13 protein-coding genes are annotated in these 16,342 nt (G+C 49.6%); 10 read left to right on the top strand and 3 right to left on the bottom strand.

Translation table 11 applies throughout. The features are described 5' to 3' along the window. The first annotated feature begins 36 nt into the window (after positions 1-36). The 4 genes from GVJ32_RS14360 to GVJ32_RS14345 all read left to right on the top strand — a co-directional run bounded on the left by GVJ32_RS14360 (position 37) and on the right by GVJ32_RS14345 (position 4,081). A complete protein-coding gene (locus tag GVJ32_RS14360; protein ID WP_159240782.1) occupies positions 37-1,620 on the top strand; it encodes a DUF4331 domain-containing protein in 1,584 nt (527 codons plus the stop codon). A 10-nt stretch (positions 1,621-1,630) separates the two neighbouring features. Continuing rightward, positions 1,631-1,861 (top strand): hypothetical protein, encoded by a 231-nt coding sequence (locus tag GVJ32_RS14355; RefSeq protein ID WP_159240781.1) that lies wholly within the window; start codon positions 1,631-1,633, stop codon positions 1,859-1,861. Positions 1,862-1,976: 115 nt separating this feature from the next. Continuing rightward, complete coding sequence (locus GVJ32_RS14350; protein WP_159240780.1) at positions 1,977-2,993, top strand: hypothetical protein; 1,017 nt, start codon at positions 1,977-1,979, stop codon at positions 2,991-2,993. Next, a complete protein-coding gene (locus GVJ32_RS14345) occupies positions 2,993-4,081 on the top strand; it encodes a HupE/UreJ family protein (protein ID WP_159240779.1) in 1,089 nt (362 codons plus the stop codon). The genes GVJ32_RS14350 and GVJ32_RS14345 overlap by 1 nt, the downstream gene beginning before the upstream one ends. A gap of 8 nt (positions 4,082-4,089) precedes the next feature. On the opposite strand, the gene GVJ32_RS14340 is transcribed toward GVJ32_RS14345, so the two are convergent. Continuing rightward, positions 4,090-4,533 carry a DUF4124 domain-containing protein gene (locus tag GVJ32_RS14340; RefSeq protein WP_159240778.1) on the bottom strand — a complete coding sequence of 148 codons (444 nt, stop codon included), beginning with the start codon at positions 4,531-4,533 and terminating at the stop codon, positions 4,090-4,092. 522 nt (positions 4,534-5,055) lie between these two features. Here GVJ32_RS14340 and GVJ32_RS14335 point away from each other — a divergent pair. The 5 genes from GVJ32_RS14335 (at position 5,056) to GVJ32_RS14315 (ending at position 9,349) form a co-directional block, all read left to right on the top strand. Then, complete coding sequence (locus GVJ32_RS14335) at positions 5,056-6,804, top strand: acetolactate synthase 3 large subunit (protein WP_159240777.1); 1,749 nt, start codon at positions 5,056-5,058, stop codon at positions 6,802-6,804. Continuing rightward, positions 6,804-7,295, top strand: a complete 492-nt coding sequence (gene ilvN / locus GVJ32_RS14330) for an acetolactate synthase small subunit (RefSeq protein WP_159241018.1) — start codon at positions 6,804-6,806, stop codon at positions 7,293-7,295. Before GVJ32_RS14335 ends, ilvN begins: the two co-directional genes overlap by 1 nt. Positions 7,296-7,475: 180 nt before the next feature. Beyond that, complete coding sequence (locus GVJ32_RS14325; protein ID WP_159240776.1) at positions 7,476-7,841, top strand: YajD family HNH nuclease; 366 nt, start codon at positions 7,476-7,478, stop codon at positions 7,839-7,841. Positions 7,842-7,964: 123 nt separating this feature from the next. After that, entirely contained in the window at positions 7,965-8,981 is a 1,017-nt protein-coding gene (locus GVJ32_RS14320) for an alpha/beta fold hydrolase (RefSeq protein WP_159240775.1), read from the top strand. Between the two features lie 107 nt (positions 8,982-9,088). Further along, positions 9,089-9,349 carry a hypothetical protein gene (locus tag GVJ32_RS14315; protein WP_159240774.1) on the top strand — a complete coding sequence of 87 codons (261 nt, stop codon included), beginning with the start codon at positions 9,089-9,091 and terminating at the stop codon, positions 9,347-9,349. A 32-nt stretch (positions 9,350-9,381) separates the two neighbouring features. Here GVJ32_RS14315 and GVJ32_RS14310 read toward each other — a convergent pair whose 3' ends face one another. Together GVJ32_RS14310 and rapA are read right to left on the bottom strand one after the other, a co-directional pair. Then, positions 9,382-9,666, bottom strand: a complete 285-nt coding sequence (locus GVJ32_RS14310; RefSeq protein ID WP_159240773.1) for a hypothetical protein — start codon at positions 9,664-9,666, stop codon at positions 9,382-9,384. Between the two features lie 32 nt (positions 9,667-9,698). Further along, positions 9,699-12,593: an RNA polymerase-associated protein RapA gene (rapA, locus tag GVJ32_RS14305; RefSeq protein ID WP_159240772.1), complete on the bottom strand. Its 2,895-nt coding sequence runs from the start codon at positions 12,591-12,593 to the stop codon at positions 9,699-9,701. 251 nt (positions 12,594-12,844) lie between these two features. Here rapA and GVJ32_RS14300 point away from each other — a divergent pair, with 251 nt between their 5' ends. After that, a complete protein-coding gene (locus tag GVJ32_RS14300) occupies positions 12,845-16,342 on the top strand; it encodes a hybrid sensor histidine kinase/response regulator (RefSeq protein WP_159240771.1) in 3,498 nt (1,165 codons plus the stop codon).

Raw genomic sequence — 16,342 nt, 5'->3', positions numbered from 1 at the left:
AAACTGCGGACAATCCATAATAACCGAGGTGCTAAGATGAAAATATCTACACGGGGGCAGGTGTTTGCGCTGTCATTACTAAGCGCAAGCGTTATCAGCCAATTTGCACTTGCGTCTAGCCATCGGGAGGCACCGTTTATTGCCGGTTCGCCTAAGGTTGATGGTACAGATTTCTACATGTTCCGTAGCTATGAAGCTGGTCGCGGCGATTTTGTTACTTTAATCGCTAACTATCAGCCGCTGCAAGATGCTTACGGCGGGCCAAACTACTTCACCATGGACCCAACCGCGCTATACGAAATTCACGTCGATAACGACGGTGATGCGGTAGAAGATTTAAGCTTCCAATTTAGATTTAACAACGCCTATGGCCAAGCCAATGCATCGGGTTTAATTCGCGATGGTGGTATAGACACTGGCGCTGGCAGCGATGTGCAAGTGCCTTTGGCGGCGGTTGCGCCAGCGAGTGCTGTCGGTGGTCAAACCGGCCTTCTTAATGTCGTTGAAACGTATTCGGTTAATGTCGTAACAGGCGATCGCCGCACCGGTACTAGCAGTGCAGTGAGCGAGACTGGTGGCAGTAATACTACCTTCACTAAGCCTGTCGATAATATCGGCGCGCTGACGATTCCTGACTACGAGACTTACGCCAACCAGTATATTTACGACGTTGCGGTGCCAGGTTGTTCTACCCCAGGTCGTTTGTTTGTTGGGCAGCGCCGTGAAGGCTTTGTGGTGAATTTGGGTGAAATATTCGACCAAGTAAACCTTAACCCACTGGGCGCGCGTGATTCTCGCAGCAATACCATTGATGACAAAAACGTGACCTCACTGGCCTTGGAAATACCGTCAAGCTGCTTAACCAGCGGTGACGACACGGTGATTGGTGCATGGACTACGGCAAGTAAACGTCAGGGTCGTGTGCTTAATCCATCGCCGACTGGTCCGACCGATACCGACTCCGGCAAAGGTCCTTCTGTAGAACTTGGCGCGTGGACACAAGTCTCTCGTTTGGGTAGCCCACTGGTCAATGAAGTGGTTATTGGTATCACCGACAAAGACAAATTTAATGCGAGCGAGCCAAAAGACGATGTGGCAAATTTCGGTGCCTATGTGTTGTACCCAACGCTACCAGTACTGATTGATGTGTTGTTTCCTGGCGCTACCGCTGTGCCGGCAACACCACGAAATGACTTGTTGGCCGCTTTTGTGACGGGTGTAACGACTGGCCCGAATGACACGCCAGCAAACTTCAAGTTTACCGCGCCTGCAAACCTGACTACACCGGGTGAAATGCTGCGGATGAATGTGGCCATTCCGCCGGTAGTTCCAGGTGCTGCGGGTTACAGTGATCTTGGTTTCTTGGGCTGTGATCTAGCGGGCTTTCCGAATGGCCGCCGTGTTACTGATGATGTCGTAGATATTGCGCTTACGGTTGCTGAAGGTGCGCTATTGGGTCTCAATGGTTTGCAAACCTGCGATCTTAGTGGTGCATCGCCGGCTATCGCTAACCCCGGTGGGGTGGTTAATGACGGCGCTTTACCGTCAACAGCTGATTACTTAACGGTGTTCCCTTACTTGAACACGCCGATTCCTGGCGTAGCAACGGCGAATAGATAAGGAGGCGTTTATGAATACCATCATTAAATGCAGCCTGTTTATCTGTTTGGGGCTTGGCTTATCGGCGTGTAATAACGACGACGGTAAGTACGATGGTCGAGCAGGTGGCGGTGATTCGTCAATCAGTGCGAATCAGCTGCTCACCTCGGTAATTGTGCAAGACGCAAATGCCGAGCCGATATCAGTGAATGATAAAAATATTACAGACAGCTCAGACTCGATCGATGTCGACAGCCTGTAACTTTATCAATTGTAGCTCGATGCAAGAAATAGCGCGGCGGTGTATTCACTGTCACGCTATTTTTTTTGCTGCCTTATTCTTTATAATTTTTTCCGGTCGCCTATCGGCTGACTACTTGGATTCAGGCATCGGTGGGCCAGAGGTTTATCAGCCCAGCGACGACGAGACGATTGTATTTCTCCTTGGCTCCTCCCTTGCAATAGCCGCCTCTGACTCAAATAGTACACCGCAGCAACATCTGGATGCCGCGAGGCAGGCATTGGTTTTATTTAGAGATACCGCTAACCCCCGATTTTTAGGTGCTGCCGAGCGTGAGTTGGCCGCAATTCCAAATGCGGAGCGCAGCGCACAATTTTATGCCTACCGCGCTTCACTCAGGCAAAGCCTACATCTATTTGATGACGCTATAGCTGATCTCAACACGATTTCAGATATGAAGGCAGATAACCTCGAATCGCTAATGATGCGTTTTACTATCACCTTTGTGACCGGTAACTACCAAGCTGCTGGGCAAGCCTGCTCGGCACTTAAAAAATATGGAAATAACCTTTACGTAGCCAGTTGTACGCAGCAGTTACAGGCGGTAACTGGCGATGCGAATACCGCATATAGTGAGCTTAAACATGCGATGGCTGAGTTCGGCGTATTTGGCGACAGACCTGCATTAATTTGGGCGAGTGGAACCTTGGCGGATATAGCTGAACGCGCAGGTCGTGAAGACACGCTTGGCTTGTGGCAGCTTGCCTTGCAACTTAATCGTGATGATTTATATACCCGAGCGCGTCTTGCTAGCGTGCTGTTAAATCAAGGTGATTATCAGCAGGTGATTTCTTTGACTGAAGATTACCTTGCGGTCGATGCTCTAGCGGTGAGCCGCGCTATCGCCCAGCAACATCTGGGTGAGGGGGCGGCACTCACAAGAATATTGCGAGAACGTTTTGATGAAGCGCTGTGGCGCGGAGAGATTGTGCATAAGCGTGCCTACGCGCAATTTTTATTAGACGTACAGCATCAGCCGCAGGCAGCATTGGCAATGGCCGAAAAGAATTGGGAGCATCAGCGTGAATGGCCTGATGTGGTGATTTTATTGCGAGCGCGGGAAGCCGTTAAAACTAATAGGCTGGTGCAGTAATGCGACGCTTATTACTTCTTCTGAGTGTGCTCTTAGCCTCGTTCGTCTTTCCTAATGTGGTCTTGGCGCATAAAGCCAGTGATAGCTTTATATATATCACCGCACAACAAATACGCCTAGATATTGCTGTGCAAGATATGGCGCGTATTCAGGCCTTAGATTTAAATAAAGATCGCTCAGTAAGTTGGGGGGAGTTGCGCGCTGCAGAGCCTGCTTTTTCGACATTACTCGCTGGCTATATTGTGCTGAGTCACAATGACGAGCCCTGTTCACTGGGGATTAAACTAGAGGGTATTTGCGAGCACACCGATGGCCCCTACACATCGTGGTCGTTAACATCTGATTGCCTGGCTCACTCGGTAGTGCGTCTAGACTATTCCCTATTGTTTGATATAGATCCCCTGCACCGCGCCCTGATAGTGAGTGATTTAAGTGGCGAAAAGCAACTTAGCGTAATGTCGCCGTCGAATCGTTCGGTGGTCTTGGGTGAGCGTATTTCTGCGTTAAGTACAGCCGGCGTATTTTTATGGCAGGGCGTCGTGCATTTGTTGGTCGGCTACGACCACATGCTGTTTTTATTGGCCTTGCTGTTACCAGCCACGCGCCGAAAAGTCAGCGGTGTAGAAGTAGATACTTTGCGGCAGGTATTCACCGACGTAGCCTTGGTGATCACCATGTTTACTTTGGCGCATAGCTTTACTTTGATAGCGGCGAGCTTGGGCTGGTTTAGTTTGCCCTCACAGCCGGTGGAAATTGCCATCGCCTTGTCTATTAGCTTGGCCGCAGCTATGGCGCTAATGGACGTTAATGTGCGTTTTCAGCGTGGTTTGGCAATGGGGGTGGGTTTGATTCACGGCTTTGGTTTTGCTGGGGTGTTGTCGGATTTGTTGGCGGCGAGCCCTTTAAAGCTATTAGCACTGGGCAGTTTTAATGTCGGTATTGAGTTGGCGCAATTGGCCTTGGTGATTATTGTGTTGCCGGTGCTGTATCGTTTTAGTTTTCTGCCCCTGTATCAGCGTCGGGTTTTTCCGCTGGCGGCCATATTGCTCGTGGTCAGTGGCTTTTATATGGCTGCGCAGCGTATTTAAGGCGAGATCTAATTACAGTGTAGCTTGATGACTTGTTGAGCGCGATTTTCCTGTTGTTTAATTTCTTCTGTATTCAACATGCGGGTGCTGCCGTCGGCATTGGTGATCCGTATTCTCGCGCCATTGGCCTTGAGTGACTGCATATTTCCTTTAGCTTTTTTACATAGGGCGGGGTCTTTGGGCGGCAGAATCTCCATTTTTTCCGGCGCTGCATCGTTGCCATTATTTTCCGGTTCGTTAGCGCTTGTTAGATCAGTGCCATCGCTGTGGATGGTGGCGCCGCTGCGGGTTTCGACAAAATCGTATTTTCGGCCCTTCGGCGGTTGTTGGGTGAAATGCTGTTTGCCTTCATCGTCTGCCCAGCGGTAGTAACCAGTTTTGTCCGCACTGGCGTCTAAGCTGCATACTAGGAGGCCTGCGCAAAGTAACATTGTTAGAGCAGAATTTTTCATAATTGATGTCGGCCGTTACGATAAGTTGATTTGATTATGGCAGATTATTCACAGCGTGGAAAAACAGCCGCTATTTGGTCTTATAAATGTCTATTTAGGTGGGGTTGTGGGCAAATCCCCTGAATTAAGTCATTGTTTGGTATTGACACAGACGGCCATAGGTTAAAAAATACGCAGTCTATCTTTACGATAGCAAATGGCTGTTTTCCGCGCCGCTTACCTGTGGCCAAAGTACAGAGTATGACTCATCGTGTCGTACTGCTACCTACGAGTAGTTCCATTCACTCTGCAGACACATGACCTGTGTTGCGAGATTGCCCGCACCGCGTTATCCCGCGATGCATATAAACGCTGCGTTGCAGCATTTTGGCGTTTCGCCCGGAATTCAGCCGTGTCGGCTGAGAACCGGTGGTAATGTGTTTCGACATCTTTGTTCTTGTTTCATATCTTTTGCTGAGGGCTTGCCTCGGCGATGCTATTAACAAGATTTTTGCGTATTCAAACTGAATCGAGGGTATTTCAGTGGAGTTGTTATCTGGCGGCGAAATGATCGCGCGTGCCATGGAAGACGAAGGTGTTGAATTCATCTTTGGCTACCCCGGTGGTGCAGTACTGCATATTTATGATGCTTTGTTTAAAAGCTGTAAAGTCCCCCATATTTTAGTGCGTCACGAGCAGGCAGCGACCCATGCTGCCGACGGTTACGCACGTGCGACTGGTAAGCCAGGTGTGGTCTTGGTCACGTCTGGCCCTGGTGCAACCAATGCCATTACCGGTATCGCGACCGCGTATATGGATTCGATTCCAATGGTGGTGTTATCGGGTCAGGTAATGAGTCACCTGATTGGTGAAGACGCGTTCCAAGAAACTGATATGTTGGGTATTTCTCGCCCCATCGTAAAACACAGCTTCCAAGTGTCTCGTACCGAAGATATTCCAGAGATCATTAAAAAGGCCTTTTATATCGCCTCTAGTGGTCGCCCCGGTCCTGTTGTTATTGATTTACCAAAAGACCTGACCAATCCGCATGACAAGTTTGAGTACAACTACCCTAAAAAGGTAAAGCTGCGTTCTTACACGCCGGCGGCTCGCGGTCATTCTGGGCAGATTAAAAAAGCAGCTAGCTTACTGCTGGGCGCTAAGCGTCCGGTTATTTATGCCGGTGGTGGTGTGGTTCAGGGCAATGCCTCTGAACAGCTGCGAGTATTAGCGCGTGAACTTAATTTCCCAGTAACTCATACCCTAATGGGCTTGGGTGCTTACCCGGCCAGTGATCGTCAGTTCCTTGGTATGTTGGGCATGCATGGATTTTATGAAGCCAATAATGCCATGCATCATAGCGATGTGATTTTGGCGGTGGGCGCGCGCTTTGATGACCGCGTTACTAATACCTGTGGCAAATTCTGCCCCGGCGCTAAAATTGTCCATATCGACATTGATCCCGCGGCAATTTCTAAAACGATTGCGGCTGACGTGCCGATTGTTGGGCCGGTAGATTCAGTTTTGGTGGATTTATTAGCGGTAATTCGTGAAATGCGGGAGGCCGATAGTAGCTTGCCAGATGCCTCGTCACTGAAACATTGGTGGAGCCAAATTGATGAATGGCGCGATGCGCATGGTCTGTGGGTTAAGCCGCGCTATGACCTTTCTACGCCATTTATTAAGCCGCAGCAGGTTATTGAAACTCTGTGCAAAGTAACCCACGGCAAAGCTTATGTGAGCTCAGACGTTGGCCAGCACCAAATGTTTGCTGCGCAGTATTACAAGTTCGATGAGCCGCGTCGTTGGTTGAACTCCGGTGGTCTCGGCACTATGGGCTTTGGTTTACCTGCTGCGATGGGTGCGAAGTTGGCATTCCCTGATGCAGACGTTGCCTGCGTAACCGGCGAAGGCAGTATCCAGATGAATATTCAGGAGCTGTCTACCTGCGCGCAGTACAATATTCCGGTGAAAATTATCAGTCTGTATAACGGCTACCTTGGCATGGTTAAGCAATGGCAAGACATGCAGTACGAAGGTCGTTATTCAGAAAGTGTTTACGAAAATTCACTGCCAGACTTTGTCAAACTAACAGAGGCCTACGGCCATGTTGGTATTAAAGTAACCCAGTTAAGTGATTTGGAAGAGGCAATGAAGGAAGCCTTTGCCCGTAAGAATGACTTGGTATTTATGGACATTCACGTTGATCCGCACGAGCATGTTTACCCTATGCATATAGCGCCGAACGGATCGATGCGTGATATGTGGTTGAGCAAGACGGAGCGTACATGATGCGACATATTATTTCGGTATTGATGGAAAATGAACCGGGTGCTTTGTCGAGGGTTGTGGGATTGTTCTCGCAGCGCGGATATAACATTGAGACGCTCAATGTTGCTCCAACAGAAGACCCAACCCTGTCGCGCTTAACGCTGACAACAATTGGCGACGATCACAAAATTGAGCAAATCACCAAGCATCTTAATCGCTTGATCGATGTGGTGAAGTTGGTCGATCTGTCGGAAGGTTCGCATATCGAACGTGAACTGATGTTGGTAAAAGTACGTGCCACCGGCGCGCAACGTGCTGAAATCAAGCGCTGCACCGATATCTTCCGTGGTCAGATCGTAGACGTTGGCCCCAGCGTGTATACCATTCAGGTAACTGGCGCGGCAGACAAACTCGATTCATTCTTAGAAGCGGTTGGCGAAGCGGCAATTATGGAAGTGGTTCGCAGTGGTGTGTCGGGTATTGCTCGCGGCGAGAAAATATTAAGTCTGTGATCGTTACTGTAGTTATATGATAAGGCGCCAGTGGGCGCCTTTTTGCTTTGTGGTTTGTTAACTCAGCTAATTAAATGAAAATGCAAATATACCGTGGCAACGAAGTGCTTGCGCCGAGTTAGGCGGCGCTCTATTGTCTGTGAACAATAAAATCTAATGAATAGCTCGATAGGTAAGCACATGACTGTCCAGAAAAAAACACTTGATCAGGTGCTCGCGGAACAGCGCGAATACAATGCCACGCGTGCAAGCGGTTATCGAGAAAAAGCCCTAAAGCTATACCCGTGGACATGTGGACGTTGCGCGCGCGATTTTGAGCGCAAGGGTTTATCTGAGTTAACAGTTCATCATGTGGACCACAATCACGACAATAACCCTCCTGATGGTAGTAACTGGGAGTTATTGTGTATTTATTGCCATGACGAAGAGCATACAAAATACGAAAACTTGGTGCGCTACGGCAGTACCACTGAAAAGAAGGTGAAAGCTGCTACCTTCAATCCCTTTGCTGACTTAAAGGCGAAGATGGAAGGAAATAATAAATAAGAGGCTCGCTCGCTGAGCAATATGTAAAAAAATTGCTTAGGCTTTTAATTTTGCTAGCCTTTGTTTTTCGATGCTATTAGGGACTCATTTTGGCTTATGTTTATTTTTAACTCGCGAGCGTATATGTCCAGTCTTAAGATGATCTGCATTTTATGCAGTGTGTTTTTGTCGCAACCGCTGCTTGCACAAAATACGGAAAAAGGCGCCGAACTTGTTTATAACGCCGAGCTTAGTACTTATAGCTATGATTTTGATGTGAATTTTTTCTCCGTAAAGTCTCAGCGGCAATCCTTGAAGATGGCCTTTATTTATTTAAAGGGTGACGCGGATAAAGCGGTTGTTACCTTGATGCACGGGAAAAACTTTAACGCCGATTATTGGACAGAAACCGCACTTTTTTTGCAGGGTAAAGGCTACGGGGTTCTTATTCCCGATCAAATTGGTTTTGGTAAATCCTCCAAGCCGGCAAATTATCAATATTCCTTTGCCGCTATGGCGCAACAGACGCAGTCATTATTGGCATCGCTTAATATTGAAAAGACCATTGTTATTGGTCATTCCATGGGCGGCATGTTGGCCAGTCGATTTGCACTGATGTATCCGCAAGCAACGCAGCAGCTAATTCTGCTCAACCCAATAGGGCTAGAAAATTATTTGAAATATGTGGAATACAAGGACAGCGATTTTTTTTATAAAAGTGAGTTGGCTAAAACTAGCGACAGTATAAAGCGCTATCAACAACAAAATTATTATGACGGTCAATGGACGGAGCGCTATGAGGCGCTCACTCACTTTATGGTCGGTCAGATTCATGGCCCAGATAAAGAGCTTATGGCCTGGGTCAATGCGAAGACCTACGATATGATTTTTACCCAGCCGGTTGTGACTGAATTTAAGGATTTATCTGTTCCCGTTAGTCTCATTATTGGCACTCGTGACCGAACTGGCCCAGGTCGGGGGTGGATGCGGTCGGGTGTTGAATATGAACTTGGTCGTTATGATCGTTTGGGTAAAGCAGCGGCTAAGATGATACCGAATGCTAAATTATTCGAGCTGCCGGGCTTGGGGCATTTGCCCCAGATTGAAGATTTTGAGCGTTTTAAAAAAGTGTTGAAGGAATCCTTAAACTCAGGCCAGTAAATTCGAGTGCGAGGGCTGGAGTGTTTTTGGTAGGTTTATGCGTTGTTAGTTGATTCACTAACAAAGACTCTAGTTTTGGATGATTTAATTTGCAATGGAGGTGTCATATGGTTCGTTATTTTATTCTATTTATGGCGGGAATATTTTTTGCTTTTCCTGTTTATGCTTCAAAGATTAGTCAGGATGAGTTTGAGAGGATTCGTGGCGAGTGTATGGCTGCGGTTAATAGCGATTCTAATGTATCCGCTGCCAATAAGACGGCAGCAGAAAAATGTTTGGCGGCATGTCCTGTAAATCTACCGATATACAATAATCGCGCACTGACACTTTGTATGGGTGCACATCATAGTTTTAAAAAAACAAAGTGAGCGATGAGTGAGGTGGATGAATTGTCTTGGCGTTAATGCGCGCTAAACGCCTGTACGCAATAGCCTTTAGCCAAAGCTTCAGTAATTTGTGGGTCTTTTGCTAGGGCCGGATTTTTAGGAATTTGGGCGTTGTCGATAAGTTTGCGTTTCACAATCGTCACGTCGCGAAAGCCTTCAGCCATCACGAAAAGCTGAGCTAATTTTTCTGCACCGAACATGTCTTTAAAGTCGATATAAGCAATAAACGGCGCTTGCTCGCCTTCGGTAAACTCGCCTTGGGTCTTTTTGGCGGTGGCGTTAACTGAAAATAAATACATGGTGTTCTCCGGCCCGTTCGCAGCTTGATAAATTATTGACTAACAATGGCTAGTCGCAGTGCAGACATATTGAGTTGCAATGATTGCAGTGCAGTCAAACCTACTGCGGTTTCTTGATCAAAGACGTCTAGCTCTTCTGGCGCGACGTGAGGATTGCGGCTCATGAGGGCCTGCAGACGCTCGCGTTCATTGCCTCTTTCACTCTCATACGCTTTGGTGGCGGCTTTTACCCAATCTTTGGTGGCGTCTTCTGCAAGGCTCTCTAGGTGCGGGATCATTGCCGTAATGGTATTGCGTACTTCGCGGAGTAAAACCGGCATTAAGGTTTTTTTCACGCCTTGAGCTAATTGATTTAATTTACTGTGGGCAACGGCGTTAGATAGGTTGCGGTTTTGCTGGTCAGTTACCAGGCGGAAGCTTTGTGCGGGTAAATAGCGCTGTAGCTGCAGCCATGCTGGCGCTTGCACTGCTGGGCTGAAAAACGCTTCTAACAACAGCGTGCCGGGTTTGAGTGCTTTTACCGCGATGGTACATATGCTGGCGCTGCCAAAGTCGCTAGACATCACCATGTCCATGGCGCTGCTGACTAGTGGGTGTTCCCAACTAAAGTAAGACATGTCTTCTCGGCTGAGTGCGCGGTCGCGATCAAAGGTGCCGGTAATACCGTCTTCCGGTAAGTGTGGAAACGCCTCGGTGATCATGTGGTCGCCGGGGCGCAGAATGATGGCGTTGTCGCTGTGGTCTTCATGATCTAGACCAAATTGCTCTGCCAGCATTTCTAGGTATTCGGCAAGGGTGTCGCTGCGTTGTTCTGATTCAAGCGCGGTAATTAATTCGGCGGCACGTTGCGGCTGGCAAGAGTTTAATTCCAGCAAACGGTTGCGGCCTTTGCGCAAATGCTCTTGTAAGTCAGTGGCATTGTCGGCGGCGCGCTTAATTAGCTCGCTAATAACGGCGCTGTCGGTGTTAGCCAGTGCGGCATGGAGCTCGTCACCAAATTCTATGATGAGTGCATTGCCGACGGTGCAGGGTTGCTTGAAAATATTAACGGCATCGCGATACCACTGCAGCAATCTTTCTTGGGCGCTGCCTGCGTAATAAGGTACGTGTAGGTTAACGTCGCCGAGTTGGCCGATACGATCGAGACGGCCAATACGCTGTTCCAGTAAGTCTGGGTTTAAGGGCAGATCAAATAAAACCAAATGTTGTGCAAATTGGAAGTTGCGACCTTCGCTGCCAATCTCTGAACAGATTAGTAATTGTGCGCCATCTTCTGGGTCGGCAAAGTAGGCAGCGGCGCGATCACGTTCGATCAGGCTGAGTTCTTCATGGAATACCGCGCTGGCGATACCGCGGCGCAACCGCAGGTGTAATTCAAGATCTCTCGCCGCGCTAGAATCTGCCGCGATTAACAACACTTTTTCGTCAGGATTTTGCAGCAGGAATTTTTCTACCCATGCAACACGAGGGTCGCCTTTTAGCCAAGCGGGACCAAGTAGTTGTTCAGGGTGTAGCGATTCTTCAATAGTTGCGGTGGTGCAAGCTTGCTCATATCCAGCCGGTATCGCTAGCGGGTGCTCGTGGAGAACTCGCTTAGGGAATCCGCCGACGGAGGCGCGGGTGTTGCGGAACAACATACGGCCGGTGCCGAAGCGATCGAGAAGGTCGCGGATGGTCTTATCTAGCTGTTCCGCGCTGGGGTCTTTCTGCAGGGCTGTGATTTGATCGCTGCCTAGCAGTGCATCCAATCGCTGACAAAACGCGGTGTCGCCAAGCGCTGTGTCTGGGGTGTCGGCTAAGCCTTGTATTAGCTCGCTGATTTCTTCGTAGTGACCTTGCTCTTCAAGGAAGGCGGCTAAGTCTGGGTAGCGCGCCGGATCAAGCAAGCGAAGGCGAGCGAAATGACCGTCGATACCGGCATTTTCGGGGGTGGCTGTTAGTAATAGCACTGACGCAATTTCTGCGCTCAAGCGTTCAACTAATTTGTATTCATCTGAAGAGCTGCCGTCTTCATGCCAGTGCAGATGGTGGGCTTCATCAACCACCAGCATATCCCAACCGGCGTCGCAGAGTTGCTGCTGGCGGCGTTCATGGCTGCTTATCCAACTGAGTGGACAGATGACGAGCTGGGCTTCTTCAAAGGGATTTTCTTCTTTCTCTTTTGATTCTTCTTCATCGAAGAAAATGCTGCTTGGCTCGTCTTCATATTCGTCTATTTGACGGCAGCGCGCTTCATTATAAATACTGAATTTGAGATTAAAGCGGCGCAGCATTTCCACCAGCCATTGGTGGACTAAGCTGTCTGGCACCACTATTAATACGCGTTTTGCGCGCTCAAGTAATAATAGTTGGTGGATGATTAGGCCCGCTTCGATGGTTTTACCTAGGCCTACCTCGTCTGCCAGTAGTACGCGGGGTGCGGCCCGACTTGCTACTTCTGCGGCAATGTACATTTGATGGGGTAGTAGTTGGACCCTGGGCCCTAGTAGACCGCGGGTGCTGGCGGCTTGGCTGGTATTTTGTTGCTCTAAGGTGGCAGCGCGCAAGGCGAAGCGGCGGTGATGTTCTACTTGGCCGGCGAGCAGGCGCTCCTTAGCATTGCTGAGTTTTATATTGGCACTCAGTATTTGTTCTGGCACCGGGTGTATGTCGCCATTTTCGTCTTCGGCAAAATAAACAATACAGCCATTGTGTTCTTGCTGCTCGGTGACGATCAGCGGGCCTTGCTTGGGTACATCTATATTGTCGCCGACTTGGAACAGGACTCGCGACAAAGGTGCTGCCGCTGATGCGTAGGTGCGTTCTTCTTCCGCCGCGGGAAAGGCAATGACGACGCGACGGTTTGCGGCTTCAAGAATAATGCCTAGACCGAGTTCTGGTTCGGGGTTGCTGATCCAGCGTTGGCCGGCGATAAAAATAGTAGACATAGGGTATGAGTATAGCTCGATGTATTGAGTAGGTTCAGGGTGTATAGCGTAAATCAGCCTGATTTCCGGAGTGCGAATGTTACGCATCGCTGGCGTCGAGGGAAAGGCTTAATACCGTAAATCTGCCCAAGGGCGGGTTTACATGGCGCGAAGGTGGCGAATGTAGACTATTGTCGAGTACCGCTGGGCTGTCTCTGGGCTAGACTGTGAGGACTCGTAAGTTGGTCGTCAACTAAGTGTGGTGGGGCTAGGTGCTGGAAAATCAGTGGGTTGTGTTATTGGCGTTTGTATACGTCGCGTGTTTGTTTTTAATTGCATGGTGGGCTGACCGACATACTCAGCGCCCGGCCACACTACGCGCTTTGATTTACAGTTTGTCGCTGGCGGTGTATTGCAGCTCGTGGACATTTTTCGGGGCGATTGGCCAAGCGGTGAATGACGGCTGGTCGTTTGCCCCCATCTACCTCGGCCCCATTCTGCTATTCGTATTGGCGTGGCCGTTTATACGTAGGCTGTCGGTGGTGAGCACCCGCAATCGGGTAACGTCAATTGCCGATTTTATTGGCTCGCGCTACGGCAAACATCAGTTTCTTGCGGCCTTGGTGACCTTAATTGCAGTGGCCGGCAGCCTTCCCTATATTGCCTTGCAGTTAAAGGCCGTTACCCAGGCATGGCTGACGGTACAGCATTTGTGGCAACCCACTTTGGAGGCGAATCACAGTAGCACGAGTTTTATCGCTGCTCTGATTTTAGTGGCATTTACCGTGGCATTTGGCACCCGCGTTGTCGATAAGCGCCAGCGCCACCGAGGCTTAATGGCGGCGATTGCCGTAGAGTCGCTAGTAAAGTTAGCGGCGTTTCTCGCGGTTGGCGTGTTTGCGCTAAGCGTGTTGTTTGCAGCGAGCGAAAGCGGTTTAGAGATCGAGTATGGGAAATTAGCCGATTGGCCAGAGCCTGTTAATTTTATTACGCAATTGATTTTGGCGGCAGCGGCCATCGTTTGTTTACCGCGCCAGTTTCACGTCATGGTGGTAGAGCATCACAGTCGACGAGATATGCGCAGCGCACGCTGGATATTTCCGATGTATCTGGCTTTATTTTGTATTTTGATTGCGCCGGTGGCGCTACTGGGGCAGTCGCTCTTAGGCGGTGGTTCAGCGCTTGAAGGTGGAGCCGCCGATATGCTGGTGGTGTCTGCACCGTTGGCTGCGGGCAGCACAAGCTTAGCGGTAGTGGCTTTACTTGGCGGCCTGTCGGCGGCAACCGGGATGGTCATTGTGGCCTGCGTAACACTCTCGGTCATGATTTGTAATGAGTGGATGGTGCCGCTGTGGCAGTTTTTTAATCGCGCCCACAGTATTAATGCCCGCTGGTTACAGTTGGTACGGCGCGGTGCAATCGCGGCGGTATTGCTGGCGGCGTGGTTGTTGGAGCAGCAACTTAATAACCGCGGTGGTTTAGCGTCGCTGGGCTTGTTGTCTTTTGCCGCCGCTGCACAATTACTACCCGCTATTCTCGCCGCCTTGTATTGGCCTAGGGCGCATTCACGCGGTGTTATTGCCGGTTTATTTACCGGTGGCGCCTTATGGTTTTATTGCTTGTTACTTCCTGCGCTGCTGGGGCAAGAGCACTCTTTATTGGCGCAAGGCTTGTTTGGGGTGTCGTGGTTGCGGCCCGAGGCTTTACTAGGTGTAGATTTTCTTGATCCGCTGACTCACGGTGTGTTCTGGAGCTTGCTACTTAACTGTGTGAGCTTGGTGTTGGTGTCGGCCTTGAGTCGATTTCGGGCCATTGAACTGCGTCAGGCACGTGCCTTTACTCAACTGAATTTGAATCGGGGCTATCAAAAAGCCGATTTTGAACTAACTGAAATCGAATCTTGGCAATTACAGCGCATGCTAACCCCGCTATTGGGAAACGAGCGTAGCCAGCAGTTGTGGCAGCGGTTTGAGCAGCGCATGGGGCAGCGGTTATTGCCGAATGATCCCGCGCCAAGGTTTGTTGTAAAAGAAGTCGAGGCAGCATTAGCCGCTATTGTTGGCGCGGTGTCGGCCCACCGCACCTTGGATTTATTGCAGCGTAAAAGGCCTTTGCAGCTCGATGAGTTTGTTTTACTGATTGGTGACAGCTCTAAGCAGTTACAGTTTGGCCAAGATTTGCTGCAAATTACCTTAGAGACTGTTCCGCAGGGGATTAGCGTAGTTGATGCTAATTTAGATTTGGTGGCGTGGAATAGTCGTTATATTGACTTATTTGGTTTTCCAGAGCGGCTTTTGTATATCGGTTGTCCCATTGCCAAGGTCTATCAGTTTAATGCTGAGCGAGGGTATTTGAAAAACGCCGACACGGATGTAGATGGTGCAATTGCGCGGCGTTTGGAATTATTAAGTGAAGGTAAGCCCTATCGCATTGAGCGAGCTTTACCGAATGGCTTGGTCATTGAAATTTGTGGCACACCGATGGCGCGCGGCGGCTATGTCACCACTTACACTGATATTAGCGAATATCGGCGTATGTTCGATGAGCTGGACGAGACTAAAAATCAATTAGAGCGACGGGTGATTGAGCGGACCTCGGCCTTGGCTGCAGCCAATGAGTCACTGGCAACAGAGAATCAAACGCGTGCCAAAATTGAGCGGGAATTAAATACGGTTTATGCCAGTAAAAGTCGCTTTTTGGCGGCGGCAAGTCATGACTTATTACAACCGATAAGTGCGGCGCGGCTATTTACCGCGGCCTTGGCCCATCGTACTAAGGGTAGTGATGTCGCGGCTGAGGTAGGGCATATCGATTCGGCCTTGGTCGGCGCAGAAAATTTAATTACGTCGCTGCGCGAGATTGCCCGTCTGGACTCTGGAAATATTCAGCTTGATCGGCGCGACTTTTGTTTGCGAGATATTCTTGAGCCGCTTGCCCGGGAATGCGGATTAATTGCCGAGCAAAATGGTCTAGCGCTGCGCTTTCGGTCAAGCGATGTGTGGGTTTATAGCGATCAGCAGTTATTGCGACGAGTTATTCAGAATTTCCTTTCCAATGCCTTACGCTACACCCGCTCGGGAGGTGTTTTGTTGGGATGTCGGCGGCGGGGTAATCATGTTTTGATTCAGGTCTGGGATACCGGGCCTGGCATCGCCAAGTTAGATCAGCAGCGGGTGTTTGATGAGTTCGAGCGGGCTCAAGGTGCGGCCCATAATGATTCTGAAAAAGGGCTGGGTTTGGGCTTGTCTATAGTTCAGCGTATTAGTGGTTTACTTGGCCACGAAGTCACGCTTCACTCTACTGAAGGGCAGGGCAGCGTGTTTGCCATTCAAATACCTATTGGCCAGCGCCAGGAACCCCGAGCTATAAATAAGCTAGCCGATTTAGAGTCTGAATTGGCGGGGATCAGTGTGCTGTGTATAGACAATGAAGTGGGTATTCGCGCCGGTATGCAGGCCTTACTTAGTCAGTGGGGCTGCCGTGTTTTTAGTGCGGCGAACCTTGGTGAGGTTTTGGGCCAGTGGCAGTTAGAGGCAGCTCCAGATATTGTGCTGGCGGATTTTCATTTGGATAACGATGAGACTGGTTTGGCGCTGTTACAGACATTAAATTACCACTGGCATACTCGCTTACCTGCGGTGGTGATCAGTGCAGACAATAGCCTTGAAGTACGAGAGCAGGTAGAAAGCGCGGGGTATCATTTTTTGGCCAAGCCGGTCAAACCCGCTGCCCTGCGAGGCGTGATGCGGCAATTGCTATTGCGTCAATAG

The organism is Zhongshania aliphaticivorans, assembly GCF_902705855.1.
Lineage (GTDB): Bacteria > Pseudomonadota > Gammaproteobacteria > Pseudomonadales > Spongiibacteraceae > Spongiibacter > Spongiibacter aliphaticivorans_B.
The sequence above is the reverse complement of the archived record's forward strand: the minus strand, read 5'-3'. Positions and strand labels throughout refer to the sequence as shown.

Coding starts and splice junctions, on each gene's coding strand:
- GVJ32_RS14360 (WP_159240782.1), top strand. CDS start 37: ATGAAAATATCTACACGGGGGCAGGTGTTTGCGCTGTCATTACTAAGC.
- GVJ32_RS14355 (WP_159240781.1), top strand. CDS start 1,631: ATGAATACCATCATTAAATGCAGCCTGTTTATCTGTTTGGGGCTTGGC.
- GVJ32_RS14345 (WP_159240779.1), top strand. CDS start 2,993: ATGCGACGCTTATTACTTCTTCTGAGTGTGCTCTTAGCCTCGTTCGTC.
- GVJ32_RS14340 (WP_159240778.1), bottom strand. CDS start 4,533: ATGAAAAATTCTGCTCTAACAATGTTACTTTGCGCAGGCCTCCTAGTA.
- ilvN (WP_159241018.1), top strand. CDS start 6,804: ATGCGACATATTATTTCGGTATTGATGGAAAATGAACCGGGTGCTTTG.
- GVJ32_RS14325 (WP_159240776.1), top strand. CDS start 7,476: ATGACTGTCCAGAAAAAAACACTTGATCAGGTGCTCGCGGAACAGCGC.
- GVJ32_RS14320 (WP_159240775.1), top strand. CDS start 7,965: ATGTCCAGTCTTAAGATGATCTGCATTTTATGCAGTGTGTTTTTGTCG.
- GVJ32_RS14315 (WP_159240774.1), top strand. CDS start 9,089: ATGGTTCGTTATTTTATTCTATTTATGGCGGGAATATTTTTTGCTTTT.
- GVJ32_RS14310 (WP_159240773.1), bottom strand. CDS start 9,666: ATGTATTTATTTTCAGTTAACGCCACCGCCAAAAAGACCCAAGGCGAG.
- rapA (WP_159240772.1), bottom strand. CDS start 12,593: ATGTCTACTATTTTTATCGCCGGCCAACGCTGGATCAGCAACCCCGAA.